19 protein-coding genes are annotated in these 21,403 nt (G+C 62.8%); 15 read left to right on the top strand and 4 right to left on the bottom strand.

Annotated features, from left to right (window positions below; translation table 11 throughout):
- Positions 1–49 precede the first annotated feature (49 nt).
- From CKW32_RS12780 to madM, 11 genes are all read left to right on the top strand, one after another.
- Positions 50–5,869, top strand: coding sequence for an Hpt domain-containing protein (locus CKW32_RS12780; RefSeq protein WP_095185124.1), 5,820 nt, complete (start codon positions 50–52; stop codon positions 5,867–5,869).
- A complete protein-coding gene (locus CKW32_RS12775; RefSeq protein WP_010207210.1) occupies positions 5,862–6,317 on the top strand; it encodes a chemotaxis protein CheW in 456 nt (151 codons plus the stop codon). Before CKW32_RS12780 ends, CKW32_RS12775 begins: the two co-directional genes overlap by 8 nt.
- Positions 6,318–6,571: 254 nt before the next feature.
- A complete protein-coding gene (gene mdcA, locus CKW32_RS12770; protein ID WP_095185123.1) occupies positions 6,572–8,242 on the top strand; it encodes a malonate decarboxylase subunit alpha in 1,671 nt (556 codons plus the stop codon).
- Positions 8,243–9,076 carry a triphosphoribosyl-dephospho-CoA synthase gene (locus CKW32_RS12765; RefSeq protein WP_095185122.1) on the top strand — a complete coding sequence of 278 codons (834 nt, stop codon included), beginning with the start codon at positions 8,243–8,245 and terminating at the stop codon, positions 9,074–9,076.
- Positions 9,076–9,375, top strand: coding sequence for a malonate decarboxylase subunit delta (locus CKW32_RS12760; protein ID WP_032884109.1), 300 nt, complete (start codon positions 9,076–9,078; stop codon positions 9,373–9,375). The genes CKW32_RS12765 and CKW32_RS12760 overlap by 1 nt, the downstream gene beginning before the upstream one ends.
- Positions 9,368–10,210: a biotin-independent malonate decarboxylase subunit beta gene (locus CKW32_RS12755; RefSeq protein WP_095185121.1), complete on the top strand. Its 843-nt coding sequence runs from the start codon at positions 9,368–9,370 to the stop codon at positions 10,208–10,210. Before CKW32_RS12760 ends, CKW32_RS12755 begins: the two co-directional genes overlap by 8 nt.
- Positions 10,207–10,977 (top strand): biotin-independent malonate decarboxylase subunit gamma, encoded by a 771-nt coding sequence (mdcE, locus tag CKW32_RS12750; RefSeq protein ID WP_095185120.1) that lies wholly within the window; start codon positions 10,207–10,209, stop codon positions 10,975–10,977. The genes CKW32_RS12755 and mdcE overlap by 4 nt, the downstream gene beginning before the upstream one ends.
- The gene (locus tag CKW32_RS12745) at positions 10,971–11,567 is read left to right on the top strand and encodes a malonate decarboxylase holo-ACP synthase (protein WP_095185119.1); all 597 of its coding nucleotides are present in this window, start codon (positions 10,971–10,973) and stop codon (positions 11,565–11,567) included. Before mdcE ends, CKW32_RS12745 begins: the two co-directional genes overlap by 7 nt.
- The gene (mdcH, locus tag CKW32_RS12740) at positions 11,564–12,463 is read left to right on the top strand and encodes a malonate decarboxylase subunit epsilon (protein ID WP_095185118.1); all 900 of its coding nucleotides are present in this window, start codon (positions 11,564–11,566) and stop codon (positions 12,461–12,463) included. The genes CKW32_RS12745 and mdcH overlap by 4 nt, the downstream gene beginning before the upstream one ends.
- Before the next feature lie 67 nt (positions 12,464–12,530).
- Positions 12,531–12,935 (top strand): malonate transporter subunit MadL, encoded by a 405-nt coding sequence (madL, locus tag CKW32_RS12735; protein ID WP_027606068.1) that lies wholly within the window; start codon positions 12,531–12,533, stop codon positions 12,933–12,935.
- 1 nt (position 12,936) lies between these two features.
- Positions 12,937–13,701, top strand: a complete 765-nt coding sequence (gene madM, locus CKW32_RS12730; protein ID WP_032884101.1) for a malonate transporter subunit MadM — start codon at positions 12,937–12,939, stop codon at positions 13,699–13,701.
- A gap of 110 nt (positions 13,702–13,811) precedes the next feature.
- Here the strand turns inward: madM and CKW32_RS12725 are convergent, their stop codons facing one another.
- Positions 13,812–14,726, bottom strand: coding sequence for a LysR substrate-binding domain-containing protein (locus tag CKW32_RS12725; protein WP_032884099.1), 915 nt, complete (start codon positions 14,724–14,726; stop codon positions 13,812–13,814).
- A 144-nt stretch (positions 14,727–14,870) separates the two neighbouring features.
- Here CKW32_RS12725 and CKW32_RS12720 point away from each other — a divergent pair, with 144 nt between their 5' ends.
- Positions 14,871–15,488: a hemolysin III family protein gene (locus CKW32_RS12720; RefSeq protein WP_032884097.1), complete on the top strand. Its 618-nt coding sequence runs from the start codon at positions 14,871–14,873 to the stop codon at positions 15,486–15,488.
- A gap of 18 nt (positions 15,489–15,506) precedes the next feature.
- Here CKW32_RS12720 and CKW32_RS12715 read toward each other — a convergent pair whose 3' ends face one another.
- Positions 15,507–16,409 carry a LysR family transcriptional regulator gene (locus CKW32_RS12715; RefSeq protein ID WP_095185117.1) on the bottom strand — a complete coding sequence of 301 codons (903 nt, stop codon included), beginning with the start codon at positions 16,407–16,409 and terminating at the stop codon, positions 15,507–15,509.
- Between the two features lie 108 nt (positions 16,410–16,517).
- Between CKW32_RS12715 and CKW32_RS12710 the strand changes: the two genes are divergently transcribed.
- The 3 genes from CKW32_RS12710 to CKW32_RS12700 are packed head-to-tail and all read left to right on the top strand — an operon-like array spanning position 16,518 to position 19,039.
- Positions 16,518–17,759, top strand: a complete 1,242-nt coding sequence (locus CKW32_RS12710) for a D-amino acid dehydrogenase (protein ID WP_095185116.1) — start codon at positions 16,518–16,520, stop codon at positions 17,757–17,759.
- A gap of 10 nt (positions 17,760–17,769) precedes the next feature.
- A complete protein-coding gene (locus CKW32_RS12705) occupies positions 17,770–18,120 on the top strand; it encodes a RidA family protein (protein WP_032884091.1) in 351 nt (116 codons plus the stop codon).
- Between the two features lie 16 nt (positions 18,121–18,136).
- Positions 18,137–19,039 carry a transporter substrate-binding domain-containing protein gene (locus tag CKW32_RS12700; protein ID WP_095185115.1) on the top strand — a complete coding sequence of 301 codons (903 nt, stop codon included), beginning with the start codon at positions 18,137–18,139 and terminating at the stop codon, positions 19,037–19,039.
- 73 nt (positions 19,040–19,112) lie between these two features.
- Here the strand turns inward: CKW32_RS12700 and CKW32_RS12695 are convergent, their stop codons facing one another.
- Together CKW32_RS12695 and CKW32_RS12690 are read right to left on the bottom strand one after the other, a co-directional pair.
- Positions 19,113–19,832: a 16S rRNA (uracil(1498)-N(3))-methyltransferase gene (locus tag CKW32_RS12695; protein WP_032884087.1), complete on the bottom strand. Its 720-nt coding sequence runs from the start codon at positions 19,830–19,832 to the stop codon at positions 19,113–19,115.
- Between the two features lie 32 nt (positions 19,833–19,864).
- A complete protein-coding gene (locus CKW32_RS12690) occupies positions 19,865–21,271 on the bottom strand; it encodes an adenosylmethionine--8-amino-7-oxononanoate transaminase (protein ID WP_032884084.1) in 1,407 nt (468 codons plus the stop codon).
- Positions 21,272–21,403 lie beyond the last annotated feature (132 nt).

Raw genomic sequence — 21,403 nt, 5'->3', positions numbered from 1 at the left:
CCATCTGTCTGGAGATCCAGGCAACCCACGAATTCTAAGCGGAGCAGTTATGGTTGATCGGCACGACTACGTGGCCCTCGAATGGGTCAAGGGCGACATTGCCGAAACCCTGAAACAGGCCCGTTCGGCGCTGGATGCGTTTGTCGAAACCCATGACGATGACGTGATCAGCCAATGCCTGTCCGGTATTCACCAGGTGCATGGTGCGCTGCAAATGGTCGAGTTCTACGGCGCAGCGCTGCTGGCCGAAGAGATCGAAGAACTGGCCCTTGCGCTAAAGGCCGGGCGGGTCAGTCAGCGCGATGAAAGCATCCGTCTTCTGCAACAGGCCCTCGGCCAACTGCCGCTGTACCTCGACCGCGTGCACAGCGCCCGCCGCGATCTGCCGTTGGTGGTGCTGCCGCTGCTCAACGACCTACGCAGCGCACGGGGTGAAAGCCTGCTCTCGGAAACCAGTCTGTTCAGCCCACAATTGCTGTCGATCGCGCCGCTGCCCGATGAAACCCTGACCCAGCGCGCGCCGCCTGAGCTGCATGAGCAATTGCGTCAATGGCACCAGTTGTTGCAACAGGCGTTGGCCGGACTGCTGCGTGAAGACCACGGCCCAAGCAACCTGGAAGACATGGCGCGGGTGTTCGCACGCCTCGAAGCCCTCTGCCAGGGCGCGCCGTTGTTGCCGTTGTGGCAAGTGGCTTCGGCGCTGGTCGAGGGCATGCTCACAGGTGTGGTCGCCAACAGCCCGGCTTTGCGCAGCTTGCTCAAGGCCAGTGACAAACAACTCAAGCGCCTGCTCGCCCAGGGCATAGGCGGCATCAACCAATCTGCGCCGGATGAGTTGCTCAAGAGCCTGTTGTTCTACGTCGCTAAAGTCACCCGGCCAACGCCGCGCATGCAAAGCCTGAAAGAGCGCTACGGCCTGGATGAAGCCTTGCCCGACAGCACGGTGGTCGACGCCGAGCGCGCCCGCCTGGCCGGGCCGGACCGCAATGCCATGGGCTCAGTGCTCGGTGCGTTGTGCGAGGAACTGGTGCGGGTCAAGGAACGCCTCGACCTGTTCGTGCGCAGCGACCGCCAACACACCAGCGACCTTGATGCGCTGTTGGCGCCGCTGCGGCAGATCGCCGATACCTTGGCGGTGCTGGGGTTCGGTCAGCCGCGCAAAGTCATCATCGACCAGCTTGCGGTAGTACTGAGCCTGGCCCAAGGCCAACGCGAACCCAACGACGCCGTGCTGATGGATGTCGCTGGCGCGCTGCTCTACGTCGAAGCCACCTTGGCGGGAATGGCCGGCACCGTCGAGCCGGAAAGCCGCGAAGAAAGCCGCCTGCCCACTACCGACCTAACCCAGATTCACCAGTTGGTGATCCGTGAGTGCTGCCAGTGCCTGAAGCAGGCTAAAGAGCTGGTGATCGACTGCATGGAAGCCGACTGGGACCGTCAGCGCCTGGAATCGCTGCCGGAGTTGCTGAGCCAGGTGCGTGGCGCGTTGGCGATGATTCCGCTACCGCGTGCAGCGAGCCTGATGCGCGGCTGCACCGACTATGTCGATGAGCAGTTGATGGTCAACGCAGGCCCGCCGGCAGAGGCGCAACTGGAGCATTTTGCCGATGTGATCAGCAGCTTGGAGTACTACCTCGAACGCATGCTCCAGGACCCCGACGCTGCTGGCGAGCGGGTATTGGAACTGGCCACCCAAAGCCTGGCGACGCTGGGCTATCTGCCCGCCGAGAAACCCTGGCGCCAGGCGCTGGTCGCTCCCGATGGTGCGTTGTCGAGCGAGGTCACGCCCAGTCAGTCGCAGTTTGACGCACTGGCCAACCCTACCTCGCGCCTCAACCCGCCGGCCCTGCAACGCCCCGGTAGTCTGCTGCCGCCGCCAGCCGATGAAGCGCCTATCGACGATGAGCTACGCGAAGTCTTCCTTGAAGAGACTGACGAAGTTCTCGAAGTGCTGCACCGCCACCTGCCCAACAGCGCGGACAAAACCGCCCAAGGCGAAATGCGCCGCGCTTTCCACACGTTGAAAGGCAGTGGCCGCATGGTGCGTGCCCTGGTCCTGGCCGAGTTGGCCTGGGCTGTTGAAAACCTGCTGAACCGTGTGCTGGAACGCAGTGTGGCCCTAGGCCCCGAGATCCAGCAGGTGCTGGATGACGCCGTGGCCCTGCTGCCGGAGTTGATCTCCGACTTTGCGACGGACGACCAACACCAACGCGACGAGGTCGACGCCTTGGCCGCTCGCGCCCACGCCTATGCCAGCGGCGGCGCCCTATCTGCTGGCGAACCCCACGACCCGATGCTGCTGGAAATTTTCCGCAACGAAGCCCAGAGCCATCTGGACAGCCTCAACCACTTCCTGCAACAGGCCGCCGAGCATGTGCCGCTGCAGGTCAGCGATGAGCTGCAACGCGCGCTGCACACTCTCAAGGGCAGTGCGTACATGGCCGGCGTGTTGCCGATTGCCGAGCTGGTGCGCCCACTGGATCACCTGACACGCGAATACAAGGCCCATCGTCTGCCGCTGGACCTGGACGAGGTGGAGTTACTGCTGGAAGCCGAAGCTCTGTTCCAGCGTGGCTTACGCCAACTGGATCGCGACCCTCTGGTGCCGATCAGGGGGGCGGCCGATTTGATTGGCCGCACCCAAGCCCTGCTTGACCATCAGTTGGCAACGCTGCTCGACGCGCCCAACACCGGCTTGCGCATCAAGCGTGACCCGCAACTGATCACCAACTTCCTGGCCCAGGGCATGGATATCCTGCTCGACGCCGAAAGCCTGCTGCGTCGTTGGCAACAGCACCCTGGCGAGCGCCAGGAACTCACGGCGTTGCTGGATGAACTGACCACGCTGGGAGAAGGGGCACACATCGCCGACCTGCACCCTATCGACGAACTGTGCGAAGCCTTGCTCGACCTCTATGGCGCGGTGGAAGAGAGCAGTCTGGCCGTCAGCGAGCGGTTTTTCCGGGAGGCCGAACAGGCCCATGAAGCGCTGATCAACATGCTTGACCAACTGGCCGCCGGGCAGGAAATCAGCCTGGCCCCGGCACGGGTCGAGGCCCTGCGCGAATTGCTGGACGGAGCCCTGGACCCGTCCGCCACCGGCCTGATCAAAAGCGACGGTAACCGCGCCCTGAGCATCGCTGAACTCGGTGCAGCCACCGCGCAGTTGGAGCATGAAACGGCGATGGACGATGAGATCGTCGAGATCTTCCTCGAAGAAGCCGTGGACATTCTCGACAGCGCCGGGCAGTCCCTCAAGCGCTGGCTGCTGGAGCCCGAAAACGCTGCACCGTTGTCCTCGTTGCAGCGCGACCTGCACACCCTCAAGGGCGGCGCGCGCATGGCTGAAATCGGCCCGGTGGGCGATCTGGCCTATGAGTTGGAATGCTTTTACGAAGGCCTGGTTGACCGTCGCTACAGCTACAGCGCCGAGTTGTCTCAAGTGCTGATGGCCAGCCATGAACACCTAGGCTTGCAGCTGGAAGAACTGCACCACCACCAGCCCTTGAGCGACAGCGTCGAGCTGGTTGCCAAGCTTCGTGAGCTGCGACAGAGCAGTACGCCCGCGACCCAGGCGCCAGCGCCTGAAACGGCGGGCGCCGACCCGGAATTGCTGGATATCTTCCTCGAAGAAGCTGCCGACATTCTCGACAGCTCGGGCAGCGCGTTGCTGCGCTGGCAGGCCGAGCCGAACAATCGCCAGGAAGTCGAAACCCTGTTGCGCGACCTGCACACCCTCAAGGGCGGCGCGCGCATGGTCGAGATCGGGCCGATTGGTGACTTGGCCCATGAGCTTGAGTTTCTGTACGAAGGGCTGTCCGCCGGTTTGCTCGCGCCGTCGGCTGAGCTGTTCGCGCTGCTGCAAGGCTGCCATGACCGCCTGGCGCAGATGATCGACGCCGTGACGGATGGGATGCCGGTGGGCTCAGTGGACAAGCTCATCGAACGCATCAAAAGCCTGGTGCACCCCAGCGTAGAGCCAGTGGTGCCGGTGGCGTTGCCCGCAGGCAAGGCCGAAGCGGTCGCTGATCCTACCGCCGACATGGTGAAAATCTCCGCCGACCTGCTGGACGATCTGGTCAACCTGGCGGGTGAAACCTCGATCTTCCGTGGCCGCATCGAACAGCAGGTCAACGACGCGCGCATTGCGTTGAACGAGGTGGAAACCACCATTGAGCGAATGCGTGATCAACTGCGCCGCCTCGACACCGAAACCCAAGGTCGCATCCTCAGCCGCCAACAGGCCGAGGCCGAACGCCTGGGCTACGAAGACTTCGATCCGTTGGAGATGGACCGCCATTCGCAGTTGCAGCAACTGTCCCGCGCGTTGTCCGAATCCGCCTCCGACCTGCTCGACCTGAAGGACACCCTCGACCGTCGCAACGAGGATGCGCACGACCTGTTGCAGCAACAGGCACGCATCAACACCGAGTTGCAGGAAGGCCTGATGCGCACGCGCATGGTGCCGTTCGAGCGTATGTTGCCGCGCCTCAAACGCATCGTGCGCCAGGTGGCGGGCGAGTTGGGCAAGGACGTGGAATTCATCGTCGGCAATGCCGAGGGTGAGATGGACCGCAACGTGCTTGAACGCATGGCGGCGCCCTTGGAGCACATGCTGCGCAACGCCGTTGACCATGGCCTGGAGTCCCGCGATGTGCGGCTGCTGGCCGGTAAGCCGGAAAAGGGCCGCATCACCCTGGACCTGACCCACGAAGGCGGCGATATCGTTTTCGACATGCGCGACGACGGCGCCGGCGTGCCCCTCGAAGCGGTGCGGCGCAAGGCGATCAAGCGCGGGTTGCTCGCCCCTCATCAAGAGATCAGCGACCGCGACGTGTTGCAGTTCATCTTGCAGCCGGGGTTTTCCACTGCGGAAAAGATCACGCAGATTTCCGGGCGTGGCGTGGGCATGGACGTGGTGCATGAAGAAGTGCGCCAGCTGGGCGGCTCGATGTTCATTGAGTCGACGCCGGGCGAGGGCGTGCATTTTCGGATTCGTCTGCCGTTCACCGTGTCGGTCAACCGCGCACTGATGGTGCAGTGCGCCGACGACCAATACGCAATCCCGCTCAACACCATCGAAGGGCTGGTGCGTGTGCTGCCCCATGAGCTGGCGGGGCACTACCAGCAAGATCCGCCGCGTTATGAATACGCAGGTCAGCGCTACGAACTGTTTTACCTCGGCGACCTGCTGCATACCGTGGCCCGTCCGAAACTGCTGGGCCAGTACCAGCCGGTGCCGGTGCTCTTGGTGCAGTGCAATGAGCGGCGTGTGGCGGTGCATGTGGATGCCATGGCCGGCACGCGGGAAATCGTGGTCAAGGGCCTGGGGCCGCAGTTCGCGGGGGTGCAAGGCTTGTCCGGCGCGACCATCCTCGGCGACGGCCGCGTGGTGCTGATTATCGACTTGCTGGCGCATATCCGCGCCCGCCAACCGGCCTTGCCGGCGCAGTCGGTGGATGCGCCACTGATCCTCAACGACCCGTTGAAAAAACGCCCCTTGCTGGTGCTGGTAGTGGACGACTCGGTTACCGTGCGCAAAGTCACCAGCCGGCTGCTGGAGCGCAACGGCATGAACGTGCTCACTGCCAAAGACGGCATCGACGCCCTGGCTGTGCTTGAAGAACACACCCCAGACTTGATGCTGCTCGACATCGAAATGCCGCGCATGGACGGCTTTGAAGTGGCCACGCAAGTGCGCAACGACCCGCGCTTGATGCGCCTGCCGATCATCATGATCACCTCCCGCACTGGCCAGAAACACCGCGACCGCGCCATGGCGATCGGCGTCAACGAATACCTCGGCAAGCCGTATCAAGAGTCGGTGCTGCTGGAAAGCATCGCCTATTGGAGCAAGTCCCATGCTTGACCACCGCACCAGCCAACTCACCGGCCTGCTGCTGCCCCTGGCCGACCGTCACCTGGTACTGCCCAACGTCGCCATCGCCGAGTTGATCGACTTCCAACGCGGCGAACCGGCCAGCGACGCACCGCCGTGGTATTTGCGGCAAGTGACGTGGCGGGATCGGCAGATTCCGTTGATCAGTTTCGAAGCCGTGTGCGGCGAGGCCAGCGTGACCGGCGAACGCTCGCGGATCGTGGTGTTGAATGCGTTGGGCGGGCGGCCGACGTTGAAGTTTATTGCGCTGGTGATCCAGGGTATTCCGCGGTCGTACAAGCTCGATAGCGAGTTGAGCTATGTGGACGTGCCGCTGTGCCCGCTGGAACTGGCAGCGGTGCAGGTGGGGGAACATGTGGCGAAGGTGCCGGATTTGATGGGGCTTGAGGCGCTGCTGGTGGAGTCCGGGTTGGCCTGACTCTAAGTCATGTGAAGATCCAATGTGGGAGGGGGCTTGCCCCCGATGGCTGAGTGTCAGTTGAAACATCACTTAGCTGACACACCGCCATCGGGAGCAAGCCCCCTCCCACATGTTGATCTTCTTTGGGCTCAGGTCAGTGTTTGCTTATGTTCCATTACTCTAACCGTAACGATCCATCGCTAAGCTTGATTGATGGCTCCCGGATTCACTCCTAAGGTAAGCCTCACGACAGCTAACCTCGTGGAGCGACCATGACAACAACAATAACCCCCGACTCGCGCTGGACGCGGCGGCGCGACGAGAAGCAGCGGCGGCTCGGGCTGGTCAAAAAGTACGCAGACGGCGCGGTGCTGCCCAGCGACAAGATTGTCGAGGCGCTTGAGGCGCTGATCCTCCCCGGCGACCGCGTGGTGCTGGAAGGCAACAACCAGAAGCAAGCCGACTTCCTCTCGCGCTCGCTGGCCAAGGCCGACCCGGCCAAGCTTCACGATTTGCACATGATCATGCCCAGTGTCGGGCGGTCCGAGCACCTGGACCTGTTTGAAAAGGGCATCGCCCGCAAGCTGGATTTCTCATTCGCCGGCACCCAATCACTGCGCATCAGCCAGTTGCTGGAAGACGGCCTGCTGGAAATCGGCGCGATTCACACCTACATCGAACTTTATGCACGGCTGGTGGTGGACCTGATCCCCAACGTGGTGCTCTCCGCCGGTTTCATGGCCGACCGCGCCGGCAATATCTACACCGGCGCCAGCACCGAAGACACTCCGGCGCTGATCGAACCCGCCGCGTTCAGCGATGGCATCGTGATCGTGCAGGTCAACCAGTTGGTGGATGACGTCACCGATTTGCCTCGCGTCGACATCCCCGCCAGTTGGGTGGATTTTGTGGTGGTGGCCGACAAGCCGTTCTACATCGAGCCGCTGTTCACCCGCGACCCGCGCCATATCAAACCGGTGCATGTGTTGATGGCGATGATGGCGATCCGTGGCATCTACGAAAAACACAATGTGCAATCGCTCAACCACGGCATCGGTTTCAACACCGCCGCCATCGAATTGATCCTGCCCACCTACGGCGAATCCCTGGGCCTTAAGGGCAAGATCTGCCGCAACTGGACCCTCAACCCGCACCCCACGCTGATCCCCGCCATCGAAAGCGGTTGGGTGGAAAGCGTGCATTGCTTTGGCACCGAACTGGGCATGGAGAACTACATCGCCGCCCGCCCGGATGTGTTCTTCACCGGCCGCGACGGTTCGATGCGCTCCAACCGCATGTTCTGCCAATTGGCCGGCCAGTACGCAGTGGACCTGTTTATCGGCGCCACCCTGCAAGTCGACGGCGACGGCCATTCCAGCACCGTGACCCGTGGCCGCCTCGCCGGTTTTGGCGGTGCGCCGAACATGGGCCATGACCCGCGCGGTCGCCGCCATGGCACGCCGGCGTGGTTGGATATGCGTCACGACGATGCGCCGGTCGCGCTGCTGGAGCGCGGCAAAAAGCTCGTGGTGCAGATGGTCGAGACCTTCCAGGAAGGCGGCAAACCCACCTTCGTCGACACCCTCGACGCCGTGGAAGTGGCACGCAAAAGCGGCATGCCCCTGGCGCCGATCATGATTTACGGTGACGACGTCACCCACCTGCTCACCGAAGAAGGCATCGCCTACCTGTACAAGGCGCGCTCCCTGGAAGAACGCCAGGCGATGATCGCCGCCGTCGCCGGGGTGACCGCCATCGGCCTGCGCCACAACCCGAAGGACACCGCACGCATGCGCCGCGAAGGCCTGATCGCCTTGCCCGAAGACTTGGGCATCCGCCGCACCGACGCCACCCGCGAGCTGTTGGCCGCCAAAAGCGTGGCCGACCTGGTGGAGTGGTCCGGTGGCCTGTACAACCCGCCCGCCAAATTCAGGAGCTGGTAAATGCGCGCTCTCAAACTGCATGAACTCAGTCTTGCGGATCGCCTGGCGGATATGGCCGTCGATGCGCTGATCGATGAAGCCGACCTGTCGCCTAAACCCGCCCTGGTGGACCGTCGCGGCAACGGCGCCCACAGTGATTTGCACCTGGGGCTGATGCACGCCTCGGCGCTGTCGTTATGGCCGATGTTCAAGGAAATGGCCGAAGCGGCGATTGAAATCGGTGAGGTCGGCTTGCCTCTGCGCGAAGCCCTCGGTCGTATTGGCCGTGAGGGTGAGCAAGCGATGCTCACCACCACTCAGGGTGTGAATACCCATCGCGGCGCGATCTGGGCGCTCGGCTTGCTCACTGCTGCGGCAGCCTTGGAGCCCCGCGCTATAACGCTGAAAGCGGCCAGATTAGCCCTGCTCAACGACCGCTACGCCCCACAGCCACTGAGCCACGGCGCCCAGGTCGCGCAACGCTACGGCGCGCGCGGTGCCCGTGAAGAAGCGCAGCTTGGCTTCCCCTCGGTGATGCAGCGCGGCCTGCCGCAACTGCACAAAAGTCGCCGCCAAAACGCCGGCGAACAGAACGCACGCCTGGACGCCTTGCTCGCGATCATGACCGATCTGGCCGACACCTGCGTGCTCTATCGCGCCGGCCTGCAAGGCCTGCATGCCATGCAGCGCGGCGCTCAGGCCGTGCTCGATGCTGGCGGCAGCGCTAGCCTCGCCGGGCGCCGCCAACTGCATGAGCTGGACCACCAACTGCTGGCCCTGAATGCCTCCCCCGGTGGCGCCGCCGACCTGTTGGCCGCCTGCCTGTTTATCGACCGCCTCGACGGAGCGTTGTGATGGAAACCTTATCCTTTGAATTCCCCGCCGGGCAGCCGCCAAAAGGCCGTGCGCTGGTGGGTTGCGTCGGCTCGGGCGACCTGGAAGTGCTGCTGGAACCGGGCACGGCCGGCACGTTGACCATTCAGGTACAGACCTCGGTGAATGGCGCCGAACAACGCTGGCAGCACCTGTTCGAACGCATCTTCCAAGAGCAGACACCACCCGCCCTGAACATTGATATCCACGACTTCGGCGCCACCCCCGGCGTGGTGCGTTTGCGCCTGGAGCAGGGTTTCGAGGAGATCGGCCATGACTGACTTGCTCGCTAAACACAGCTTCGTGGAACTGGGTGCGCGGCAGCGGGCCAAGGCCTTGTTGGATGCCGGCACCTTTCGCGAACTGATCGACCCGTTCCAGCGGATCATGTCGCCCTGGCTCAGCCGCCAAGGTGTGGTACCCCAGGCCGATGACGGGGTGGTGATCGCCAAGGGTAGCATCGGCGACTTGCCTGTGGTGATTGCGGCCATTGAGGGCAACTTCCAGGGCGGCAGCCTCGGTGAAGTGGGCGGCGCGAAAATCGCTGGCGCCCTGGAGTTGGCAGCGGAGGACAACCGCAAGGGCATCCCGACCCGCGCGGTGCTGCTCCTGGAAACCGGCGGCGTGCGCTTGCAGGAAGCCAACCTCGGCCTGGCCGCAATTGCCGATATACACGCGGCGATTGTCGACCTGCGCCAGTACCAGCCGGTGATCGGCGTGGTGGCGGGCAGCGTTGGCTGTTTCGGCGGCATGTCCATCGCGGCCGGGCTGTGCAGCTACCTCGTCGTGACCCGCGAAGCGCGCCTGGGCCTCAATGGCCCGCAGGTGATCGAACAGGAAGCCGGGTTGGAAGAATACGACTCCCGCGACCGTCCCTTTATCTGGAGCCTCACGGGTGGCGAGCAGCGCTTTAACAGTGGCCTGGCCGACCGTTACGTGGCCGACGATGTGGCGCAGATCCAACAGACGGTCAGCGCGTTGCTGCAGCAAGGCGTGCCCGCCCAACAACGCAGTCGCCAGGCTGATTATTACCTCACGCGCTTGGCCGAGTTGGACGCCGTATCGCAAATCGACCCGGCGACGGTGCGCGAGCTGTATCAAGGAGAACGCTCATGAGAGGTTTGCAGTGGTTCAACGCATTGAGCGCCGGCGCTCCACCTGTAGACGGTTTTCCCGCGTCGCTGAGGGTTGCCGACGGTGTATTGGGTGAGCAAAAGGTGCGCTTTGTCGCCGTGGTGACTGACGCGCAAAACCGCTTCCCTCGGGCGCGCAATGGCGAAGTCGGCCTGCTCGAAGGCTGGGGCCTGGCCAAGGCCGTCGATGAAGCCATCGCCCGCGGCGACAAGCGCCCGATCATCGCCATCGTCGATGTACCCAGCCAAGCCTACGGCCGTCGCGAAGAAGCCCTCGGCATCCATCAGGCCCTGGCCGCTGCCGCCGACAGCTATGCCCGCGCTCGCCTCGCCGGCCACCCGGTGATTGCGCTGCTGGTGGGCAAGGCCATGTCCGGTGCGTTCCTGGCCCACGGTTACCAAGCCAACCGCCTGATCGCCTTGCGTGATCCTGGTGTGATGGTGCACGCCATGGGCAAGGCCTCGGCTGCGCGGGTGACCCTGCGCAGTGTCGAAGAGCTGGAAGCCCTGGCCGCCAGCGTGCCGCCCATGGCCTATGACATCGACAGCTATGCCAGCCTCGGATTGCTGTGGGAGACCTTGTCGGTGAGCCAGATTGAACAACCGACAGCGGACGATGTGGTGCGGGTCAGTGAATGTCTGGTGAGTGCAATCAAGGACATTGGCACACCCGATTTGAGCGGACGCCTCGGCGCCACTAATCGCACCGCTTCCAGCCACGTGCGCGAGTTGTTGCGGGAGCAATGGTGAACGCGCACGACCTGCTCTGGGGCATGAGCCCGGCGCATCTGCCCATCGACGCACCGGCCTGGGCGGTGGACGCGATCAGCGCCGGTCACCCGGTAGTGGTGCGTCGCGCGCTCGCCGAGCCGGGCCAGGTGGCGGTCGGCGTGCGTGGACGTTTGCGCGAACAGCGTTTTGCCGCCGTGATGCCGATTGCAGCGGTGCGTCGGCGTGTGGTGCCGGAGGCGTTGCGCGCAGTGATTTCGACGCGGGATTTACCTGCGTTGCAGGCATTGCAGCAGTTGCGCCCGGTGCTGGCCCAGACAAGCTGGGGCGTCAGCGGCAGTGCGGGTTTTGAATTGGCGACCGGCATTGAGGCGCTGCATGCTGAGAGTGATCTGGATTTGATTCTGCGCGCGCCTGAGCCGCTGGATCGCAATGACGCGCGGGCTCTTCTGGAACGACTGGATAAGGCGGTGTGCAGCGTAGACCTGCAATTGCAAACCCCGTTCGGCGCCGTCGCGTTGCGCGAGTGGGCCGGGCCATCCCGCCGCGTATTACTCAAAACCACCAGCGGTGCGCACCTTGTAATCGACCCCTGGCAGGTTGTGGCATGAGCAGCCTGCTGGTGTTTCCGGGGCAGGGCGCCCAGCGCACGGGCATGCTCCAGGCGCTGCCTGCCGACATCCTGGCCGAAGCCAGCGATGCCCTGGGCGAAGACGTGCGCCTGCTCGATTCCGCGCAAGCCCTGGCCAGTACCCGCGCCGTGCAGCTGTGCCTGTTGATTGCTGGCGTTGCCCACGCCCGTCTGTTGGATCGCACCCCGGATTACGTGGCGGGCCTGTCCATCGGTGCCTATCCGGCTGCGGTCATCGCTGGTGCGCTGGATTTTCCCGATGCGGTAAAGCTTGTGAGCCTGCGCGGCCAACTGATGCAAAGCGCTTATCCACACGGCTACGGCATGACCGCGATCATCGGCGTGGAGTTATCCACCGTCGAAAACATCCTCGCCGACATCCACAGCCCCGAAACCCCGGTATACCTGGCCAATATCAACGCCGATAACCAGAGCGTGATCGCCGGCAGCGACGAGGCCATGAAGCGTGTTGCCGCGCGCATCAAGGGCAATGGCATCACCAAGCGCCTGGCCGTCAGTGTGCCGTCCCATTGCGCGCTGCTGGAGCAACCGGCCGAGGCCCTGGCCCAGGCGTTTGTCCCGCTCAAGGCGCCGCGCATCACCTACCTGAGCAGCACCCGCGCGCGGCCGATCCACAATCCCGAACACCTTTGCGACGACCTGGCCTTCAACATGTGCCGCGTTGTCGACTGGCGCGGCACCGTGCAAAGCGCCTACGAGCGCGGCGTGCGCCTGCAAATCGAACTGCCCCCGGGCGCCGTGCTTACCGGCCTGTCACGCCGCGTGTTCGAACAAGGCACGGTGATCGCCTGTGAAGGCGCACGCCTGGATACCTTGCAGGCCCTGCTGGAAGAGGAGGAGCGCCGCCACCGATAAAGCACTACCCAAGGCTGTCGAATCACAAAAACAACAATTTCGATCGAGCACTTCGAGGACAACAACAATGATTATTTACGGTGTGGCATTGCTGGCGATCTGCACGCTTGCAGGTGTGATCATGGGCGACATGCTCGGCGTGTTGCTTGGCGTCAAATCCAACGTGGGCGGGGTGGGCATCGCCATGATCCTGCTGATCTGCGCCCGCCTGTGGATGCAAAAACGCGGCGGCATGACCAAGGAATGCGAGATGGGCGTCGGCTTTTGGGGCGCGATGTATATCCCCGTGGTGGTGGCGATGGCCGCGCAACAAAACGTCGTGACCGCCTTGCACGGCGGCCCGGTCGCGGTGCTGGCGGCCATTGGTTCGGTGGTGGTCTGTGGTTGCACCATTGCCTTGATCAGCCGTACCCACAAGGGCGAGCCTCTGCCCGCCGAAGAGCCGTTGATCGTGCCTGCGGGAGGTCGCTGATATGTGGGACCTCATCGAAAAAGGTTTGGAACATAACGGCCTGATCACCGCGTTTGCCTTTGTTGGCGTGGTGATGTGGATTTCTGTGGTGCTGTCCAAGCGCCTGACGTTCGGGCGTATCCATGGCTCGGCGATTGCCATCGTCATCGGCCTGATCCTGGCCTGGGTCGGCGGCACCATTACCGGCGGGCAAAAAGGCCTGGCGGACCTGGCGCTGTTCTCCGGTATCGGCCTCATGGGCGGCGCGATGCTGCGCGACTTCGCCATCGTTGCCACGGCGTTTGAGGTGCAAGCCACCGAAGCGCGCAAAGCCGGGATGATCGGTGTGATTGCGCTGCTGCTGGGCACGATCCTGCCGTTTATCGTCGGCGCCAGCATGGCCTGGGTGTTTGGCTATCGCGACGCGATCAGCATGACCACCATCGGCGCGGGTGCCGTGACCTACATCGTCGGCCCGGTGACCGGTGCGGCGATTGGCGCGACCTCGGATGTGATGGCGCTGTCCATTGCGACCGGGTTGATCAAGGCGATCCTGGTGATGGTCGGTACACCGGTGGCGGCGCGTTGGATGGGCTTGGATAACCCGCGTTCGGCGATGGTGTTTGGTGGCTTGGCCGGCACCGTGAGCGGCGTAACGGCTGGGCTGGCGGCAACGGACCGACGGTTGGTGCCTTATGGTGCATTGACGGCCACGTTCCACACCGGACTTGGGTGTTTGCTTGGGCCTTCGCTGCTGTACTTCATTGTGCGTGGGTTGGTTGGCTAGCTTCGGAAGTTGTGTTGTCTGGTTGGGCCTCATCGGGGGCAAGCCCGCTCCCACATTTTGAATTGCGAACACATTCAAGTGTGGGAGGGGGCTTGCCCCCAATGGCTATCTCAAGCCTGCCGATTGGCATACATCCGACACTCCGCCAACAACGCCAGCAAATTTGGGTCACGTTCCTTGGCTTTCAGAAACACCACGCCGATCTGCTGCTGCAATCGATACCTGGCTTGCAGCGGTATCAGCTTCACGCGGTTTTCATACACCGCCGCAATCCGTCCCGGCAACAACGCATAGCCCACGCCTGAGCTGACCATACTCAACAGCGTGAAGATGTCATTGACCTGCATCGCCACCTTCGGCTCGAACCCCGCTTGCTTGAACACTCGGTTGCCATCCTGGTGGGTGGCGAAGCCTTGGGTGAGGGTGATGAAGGTCGCGTCGCGCACGTCGGCCAGGTCGATTTCGTGATCACGGTCGAAGGGTGAATCCGCCGGAGTGGCGAGGAAGATGTCGTCGGAGAACAGCGCGATCTGCTCGCAGTCGGGGTCGTTGGCCTGTTCATCGAGGGAGATCAGGATCGCGTCCACTTCCATGTTCTTGAGCTTGTAGAGCAGGTCGAAGTTGGAACCCAAGATCAGGTCGATATTGAGCTCGCTGCGACGAATCTTCAGGCCCATGATCAGTTGCGGCACGGTCTTGACCGTCAGCGAATACAGCGAGCCCAACTTGAAGCGCTCGGCCGAGAAGCCGGCGGCTTCGCGGGTCAGGCGCACGCTGTCGACCACATCGGCCACCAGTTTCTGTGCGCGTTCTTCGAGGACGTAGGCGCTTTCCAGCGGGGTGAGGTTGCGGCCCTCGTGTTTGAACAGCGGGCAGCGCAGTGCATTTTCCAGCGAGTGGATGGCGCGGTGCACGCTGACATTGCTGGTTTGCAGTTCGGCAGCGGCGCGGGCCAGGTTGCCGGTACGCATGAATGCCAGGAAGATTTCCAGCTTTTTGAGGGTGAACTCTTCGTCGATCAGCATGGCCGTGGGCTCTTGTTCGAATGCCGTCGATTGTGCCCGCAAAACCGCGCGGCGTCGCCGGAACGTCATGCGACGCTTGCACTCTTATGCCCAAGGCGGGAGGCTTGCCGCCAGCTGTTAACGGTTACAGGAGGTCGGTGACACATGTACCACGGGGAACGATTCAACGCCTGGAGCCATTTGCTCGGTGCAGTCGCGGCGTGTATTGGCGCTGTGTGGATGTTGGTGGTGGCGAGCCTGGACGGCAGCCCCTGGAAGATCGTCAGCGTGGCGATTTACGGCTTTACGTTGATGGTGCTGTACAGCGCGTCGACCGTGTACCACAGCGTGCAAGGTCGGCGAAAAGAGATCATGCAGAAGGTCGATCACTTTTCGATCTACCTGTTGATCGCCGGCAGCTACACGCCGTTTTGCCTGGTGACCCTGCGCGGCCCGTGGGGCTGGACGCTGTTCGGCATCGTGTGGGGGCTGGCGGTGATTGGCATCCTGCAAGAGATCAAGCCGCGCTCTGAGGCGCGCATCCTGTCCATTGTGATTTATGCGGTGATGGGTTGGATCGTGCTGGTGGCAGTCAAGCCGCTGATCGCCGCGCTGGGGACGGCGGGGTTTACCTGGCTGGCGGCGGGCGGGGTGTTGTACACCGTGGGCATTATCTTTTTTGCCCTGGAGGACCGCCTGCGGCATTCCCATGGGATCTGGCATCTGTTTGTGATCGGCGGCAGCCTGCTGCACTTTGTGGCGATCATGCATTACGTGCTTTGAATGAGAGGGGCGATGTCCTTAGAGGCGTCCCAACAACTCGCATGACCGCTTGCCCAAGATCTCCAGCAGATTGGCCAGCATATGCGGCGGCGGTCCGTCGGCGCGGGTCAGGGCATACAGGGTGATCGGCAGCGGCGGGGTGAGCGTGCGGATGCAAGTGGTGTCCGTCGAGGCGCCCAGCGCGGTGAACGGGTCGATCACCGTTAACCCCGCGCCGGACTCCACCATCGCGCGCGCCAGCGAATAGGTTTGCACCGAGATCGTCACCCGGGGCGCAGGGTCGACATTCTCCAGGTAGCTGTCGAGTTTTGCCGCCAGCGGGTCGGCGCTGGACAGGCCAATCAGCGGCGCGCCCGCCAAGTCGGCCAATGGCAGGGGCTGATGCAGCTCAGTCTCCGGCCAATAGCCTTTGGATGCCAACGCCACCAGCACACCGTTGGCCAACACCTGGGTGGTCAACCCTGGATGGCCGGAGAAGTTGAGCGTCAGCGCCAGATCAATCTCGCGCATCAACAACTTTTGCACCAGTTCGCGGCTGTGGTCGCTGGACAGTTCACAGGCCATGTCCGGGTAGTCTCGCTTCCATTCCAGAATCGCCGGCGGCAGCAGCGACAGCGCCAGCGCGGGGGTTGCGCCGATGCGCACACTTTGCCCCGGCGCACGACGCAAGCTCTTGGCCAGACGCCGCACCCCTTGCAGGCTCGCGGTGACTTTCTCCACTTCACTCTCCAGCGCCAGTGCTTCCGGCGTGGGCTGCAACTTGCCGCGTACGCGCAGGAACAGTGGGAAGCTCAGTTGCAGCTCTGCGTGCTGCAACACTTTGGTTACCGCCGGCTGCGACACGTGCAGCAATTGCGCGGCGGCGCTGACGGAGCCGGTCTGGCGGATTGCCTGGAAGATTTCGATATGACGCAGGCGCATGGCAAGTCCATAACCTTTGTTTATAGGTGAGCCATCTTTATTCATTGTCGGCGGCCTGTCACCTGCCCCTACGCTTGAGCCTACTTAATCGATGGCGAGGGGGCGGGGATGGCCAGGCAGGTTTGCATCATTGGCGGTGGAGTCATTGGCTTGGCGAGTGCGTATGCGCTGGTGCGTGCCGGCCATGAAGTGACGGTAATCGACGCTCGCGACCGACTGGGCAGCGAAACCAGTTTCGCCAACGGCGGGCAACTGTCCTACCGCTATGTCGCGCCGTTGGCTGATGCCGGAGTGCCGCTGCAAGCGCTTGGCTGGCTGGTGCGCGGTGACTCTCCGTTGAAATTGCGCCCACGCCTCGATCCCCAGCAATGGCGTTGGATGGCGGCGTTTATCGGCGCATGCCGAGGTTCGGTGAACAAGCGTAATGCCGAGCACCTGCTGCGCTTGGCCTCCTTGAGCCAACGCACGTTGCAGCAATGGCGCGAGGATGACCACCTGGACGGTTTCGACTGGCGGCGCAATGGCAAGCTGGTGACTTTCCGCGATAGCCGTTCATTCGCGCATGCGCGCAGCAAGGTCACGGATATTTTGCAGCAGCAGGTATGGTCCGCCGCCGATTGCGCGCGGCTGGAGCCTGCGCTGGCGGGCGATGGGTTTGTCGGCGGCATCTACACGCCGAACGAGGAAGTCGCGGACTGTCACGCGTTCTGCCAACGATTGGCTGCGCGGCTTGAGGCCTCTGGGCGCTGCCGATTTTTGCTGGGGCGCAAGGTGACCGGGATTCGTCACGCGGACGGCGCGGTGCAAGCCATCGAATTGGCGGATGAAGTGATGCCGGTCCAGCACCTGGTATTGGCCGCGGGGTATCGCAGCGCCGAGTTGGGGCTGCCGGGGCTTTCGCTGCCGCTGTATCCGCTGAAGGGCTACAGCCTGAGCGTGCCGATTGGCCCGCAGCACCAGGCGCCGAATGTGAGCATCACCGACTACGACCGCAAGATCGTCTACGCGCGCATCGGCGAGCAACTGCGGGTGGCGGCGATGGTGGATATCGTCGGTTTCGACGCGGGCCTGGAGCCCAAGCGTTTGGCCCTGATCAAGCGCCAGGCGGTCGAGACGTTCCCTCTGGGCGGCGACTATGCCCGTGCGGTCGAATGGGCCGGCATGCGCCCGGCCACGCCTACCGGTGTGCCGCTGATTGGCGCCAGCGTTTATCGCAACCTGTGGCTGAACCTGGGCCACGGCGCCCTGGGGTTTACCCTGGCATGCGGCAGCGGCCAGCTGTTGGCCGAGCTGATCGGTCGGCACGCCCTTTCCATTGATATGCAGGGCCTGACGCCCCGCGCCGCTTGAGGATGTAACCATGACCATCAATCGAATCAGCAGCAACGAGCGTCTTTCTGGTGCCGTGACTTTCAAGGACTTGGTGTTCTTGTCGGGTCAGGTACCGGGCGACGGTCAGGATGTCGCGACACAAACCCGCGAAGTGCTGGCCAAAATCGACGGGTTGCTGGCCCAGGCGGGCAGCGACAAGGACCATCTGCTCAATGCGACCATTTACCTCAAAGACATCGGCACCGGTTTTGCGCCGATGAACGAGGTGTGGTCGGCGTGGCTGTCGCCGGGGATGGCGCCCACGCGAACCACCCTGCAGGCGGAGCTGGCGCGACCGAGTGTGTTGGTGGAAATCAGTGTCATCGCTGTACGTAAATAACCAACGGAGTAGAACAATGAAAAAAATCCTGTTGACCGGTTGTACCGTGGGGCTGTTGTTTGGGGCTCAGGTTCAGGCAAATGAACCGGCGCTGAACGGCACGTTGAGCAAGATCGCCAACGCCAAGTCCATCACCCTGGGCTATCGCGATGCGTCGGTGCCGTTTTCCTATGTGGGGGATCACAGCGGCAAACCCATGGGTTATTCGGTGGACCTGTCGAGCAAGATTGTCGAGCGCATCCAGCAGAAAACCGGAGTGGCCGACCTCAAGGTGAAGTACAACCTCGTGACGTCCCAGACGCGAATTCCGCTGGTGCAGAACGGCACCGTTGACTTGGAATGCGGTTCCACCGGAGTGACCGCTGAGCGCCAGAAACAGGTGGCATTTTCCTATGGGTTTATTTATGTGAAAGGCCAGTTGCTGACGGCTAAAGACAGTGGCATCAAAGGCTTCACCGACCTTGCCGGCAAGAACGTGGTGACCACCGCCGGCACCACCAACGAACGTTTTCTCAAGAGCTACAACGCCGAGCACAAAACCAATATGTTCGTGATCAGCGCAAAGGATCATGGCGAAGCGTTCAAGATGCTGGAGACGGGCCGCGCCGTGGCGTTTTATATGGACGACGCGCTCCTCTACGGCGAACGCGCCAAAGCCAAAGACCCGCACAAATGGGTGGTGGTGGGCGAGGAGCAGTCGCGGGAGATCTACAGCTGCATGGTGCGCAAGGACGATCCGCAGTTTCTTGCGGTGGTCAACGAGACCCTCGGCGACCTGTACCGCTCGGGGGAGATCAACGGGATTTACCAGCGCTGGTTTGAACAGCCGATTCCGCCCAAGGGCTTGAACCTGGAATTCCCGATGACCAGCGAGTTGAAGGCGATTATTGCCAAGCCGGTGAGTGATCCGGTGGAGTAAGAAGGGGTAACCGAATCTAAATGTGGGAGGGAGCAAGTCCCTCCCGCATTACGATCGTTTTTGCAGCTGTGGGCTAGAAGTCGCCCCAGAGTTGTTGGGCGACGGCCAGCGCTACCACTGGCGCGGTCTCGGTACGCAGCACCCGTGGGCCGAGACGGGCGGCATGGAAGCCGGCGGCTTGGGCGGTGTCGACTTCATTGTCCGTCAACCCGCCTTCCGGCCCGATCAGAAACGCCAGGCTCGCAGGCTTGGCATGGCTGACCATCGGCTCTGCCACCGGGTGCAGCACCAGCTTCAGGTCCGCCTCGACCTGCTTCAGCCAGTCCGCCAGCAACAGCGGTGGGTGAATCACCGGCACCGTCGAACGCCCGCATTGCTCGCACGCACTGATCGCCACCTGGCGCCAGTGCAGCAGGCGTTTGTCAGCGCGTTCGTCCTTGAGTCGCACTTCGCAGCGGTCGCTGAAAATCGGGGTGATTTCGTTGACCCCCAGTTCAGTGGCTTTCTGGATTGCCCAATCCATGCGCTCGCCCCGGGAAAGGCCCTGGCCAAGGTGGATGTGCAGTGGCGATTCGGTCTGGCCCGTGAAGCTTTCGGTGAGTTGTACGGTGACGCGTTTTTTCCCGACCTCCAGCAATGTGCCGCGAAACTCCAGGCCGGAGCCGTCGAACAATTGCACGGCGTCGCCCTCGACCATGCGCAGCACGCGGCTGATGTAATGCGCCTGGGCTTCTGGCAGTTCATGGTCACCGAGGCTCAGCGGGGTGTCGGTGAAAAAGCGGGACAGTCTCATGTCTGTTCTCTGAAGAATTTAGGTAGGAACCATCAGCCCGGGTCGCGAAAGCCTGGGTGGAAGTCTTTTGGCACGGCGACGCTGACCTTGCTATTGGTCGCGATATCGATGCCTTCGCTGGCAACGGTGGCGAGGAAGTCGATCTGCTCCGGCGTAATCACATACGGCGGCAGGAAATACACCACGCTGCCCAATGGCCGCAGCAGCGCACCACGTTCCAGGGCATGCTCGAACACCTTCAAACCACGGCGCTCCTGCCACGGATAGGCGGTTTTGGTGGCCTTGTCCTGGACCATTTCGATGGCCAATACCATGCCGGTCTGGCGCACTTCCGACACATGGGGATGATCGACCAGGTGGGCAGTGGCGGTTGCCATGCGCTGGGCCAGGGCCTTGTTGTTTTCGATGACGTTGTCTTCTTCGAAAATATCCAGGGTCGCCAGGGCCGCCGCGCACGCCAGCGGGTTGCCAGTGTAGCTGTGGGAGTGCAGGAAGGCGCGCAGGGTCGGGTAGTCGTCGTAGAAGGCGTCGTAGACATCATCTGTGGTGACCACCGCCGCCAACGGCAGGTAACCGCCGGTGAGGGCCTTGGACAAGCACAGGAAGTCCGGACGGATGCCGGCCTGTTCACAGGCGAACATCGTGCCGGTACGGCCGAAGCCCACGGCGATTTCGTCGTGGATCAGGTGCACGCCGTAGCGGTCGCAGGCTTCGCGCAGCAGCTTCAGATACACCGGGTGGTACATGCGCATGCCGCCAGCGCCCTGGATCAGCGGCTCGACGATCACGGCGGCGACGGTGTCATGGTTGTCGGCCAGGGTCTGTTCCATGGCCAGGAACATAGTGCGCGAGTGCTCTTCCCAGCTCATGCCCTCGGGGCGCAGGTAGCAGTCCGGGCTTGGCACCTTAATGGTGTCGAGCAGCAGCGCCTTGTAGGTTTCGGTAAACAGCGGCACGTCGCCCACTGACATCGCGGCGATGGTTTCGCCGTGGTAACTGTTGGTCAGGGTGACGAAGCGCTTTTTGTTCGGCAAACCGCGGTTGAGCCAATAGTGGAAGCTCATCTTCAGCGCGACTTCGATGCACGACGAACCGTTATCGGCATAGAAGCAGCGGGTCAGGCCTTCGGGGGTCATCGCGACCAGGCGTTCGGACAGTTCGATCACCGGCTGGTGGCTGAAGCCGGCGAGGATCACGTGTTCCAGTTGGTCGACCTGGTCCTTGATGCGTTGGTTGATGCGTGGGTTGGCGTGGCCGAACACGTTGACCCACCAGGAGCTGACAGCGTCGAGGTAGCGCTTGCCTTCGAAGTCTTCCAGCCAGACGCCTTCCCCGCGCTTGATCGGGATCAGCGGCAGCTGCTGGTGGTCTTTCATCTGGGTGCAGGGATGCCACAGCACGGCGAGGTCGCGTTGCATCCACTGGTTGTTCAAGCCCATCGGTGATCTCCTCGAAGCGGTCCTGCGAACGGCGCAGGCGAAACAATCGCGCAAGCCTATGCAATGGAGGCCTGGGTCACAAGCCATTGTGGGGAATTCGGAGTAAACGCGGGACGGACTGTCACGTTTGTT

Origin of the sequence: Pseudomonas sp. Irchel 3H9, assembly GCF_900187495.1 — a bacterium.
Classification (GTDB): Bacteria; Pseudomonadota; Gammaproteobacteria; order Pseudomonadales; family Pseudomonadaceae; genus Aquipseudomonas; species Aquipseudomonas sivasensis.
This window is presented reverse-complemented; position numbering and strand designations above follow the sequence as displayed.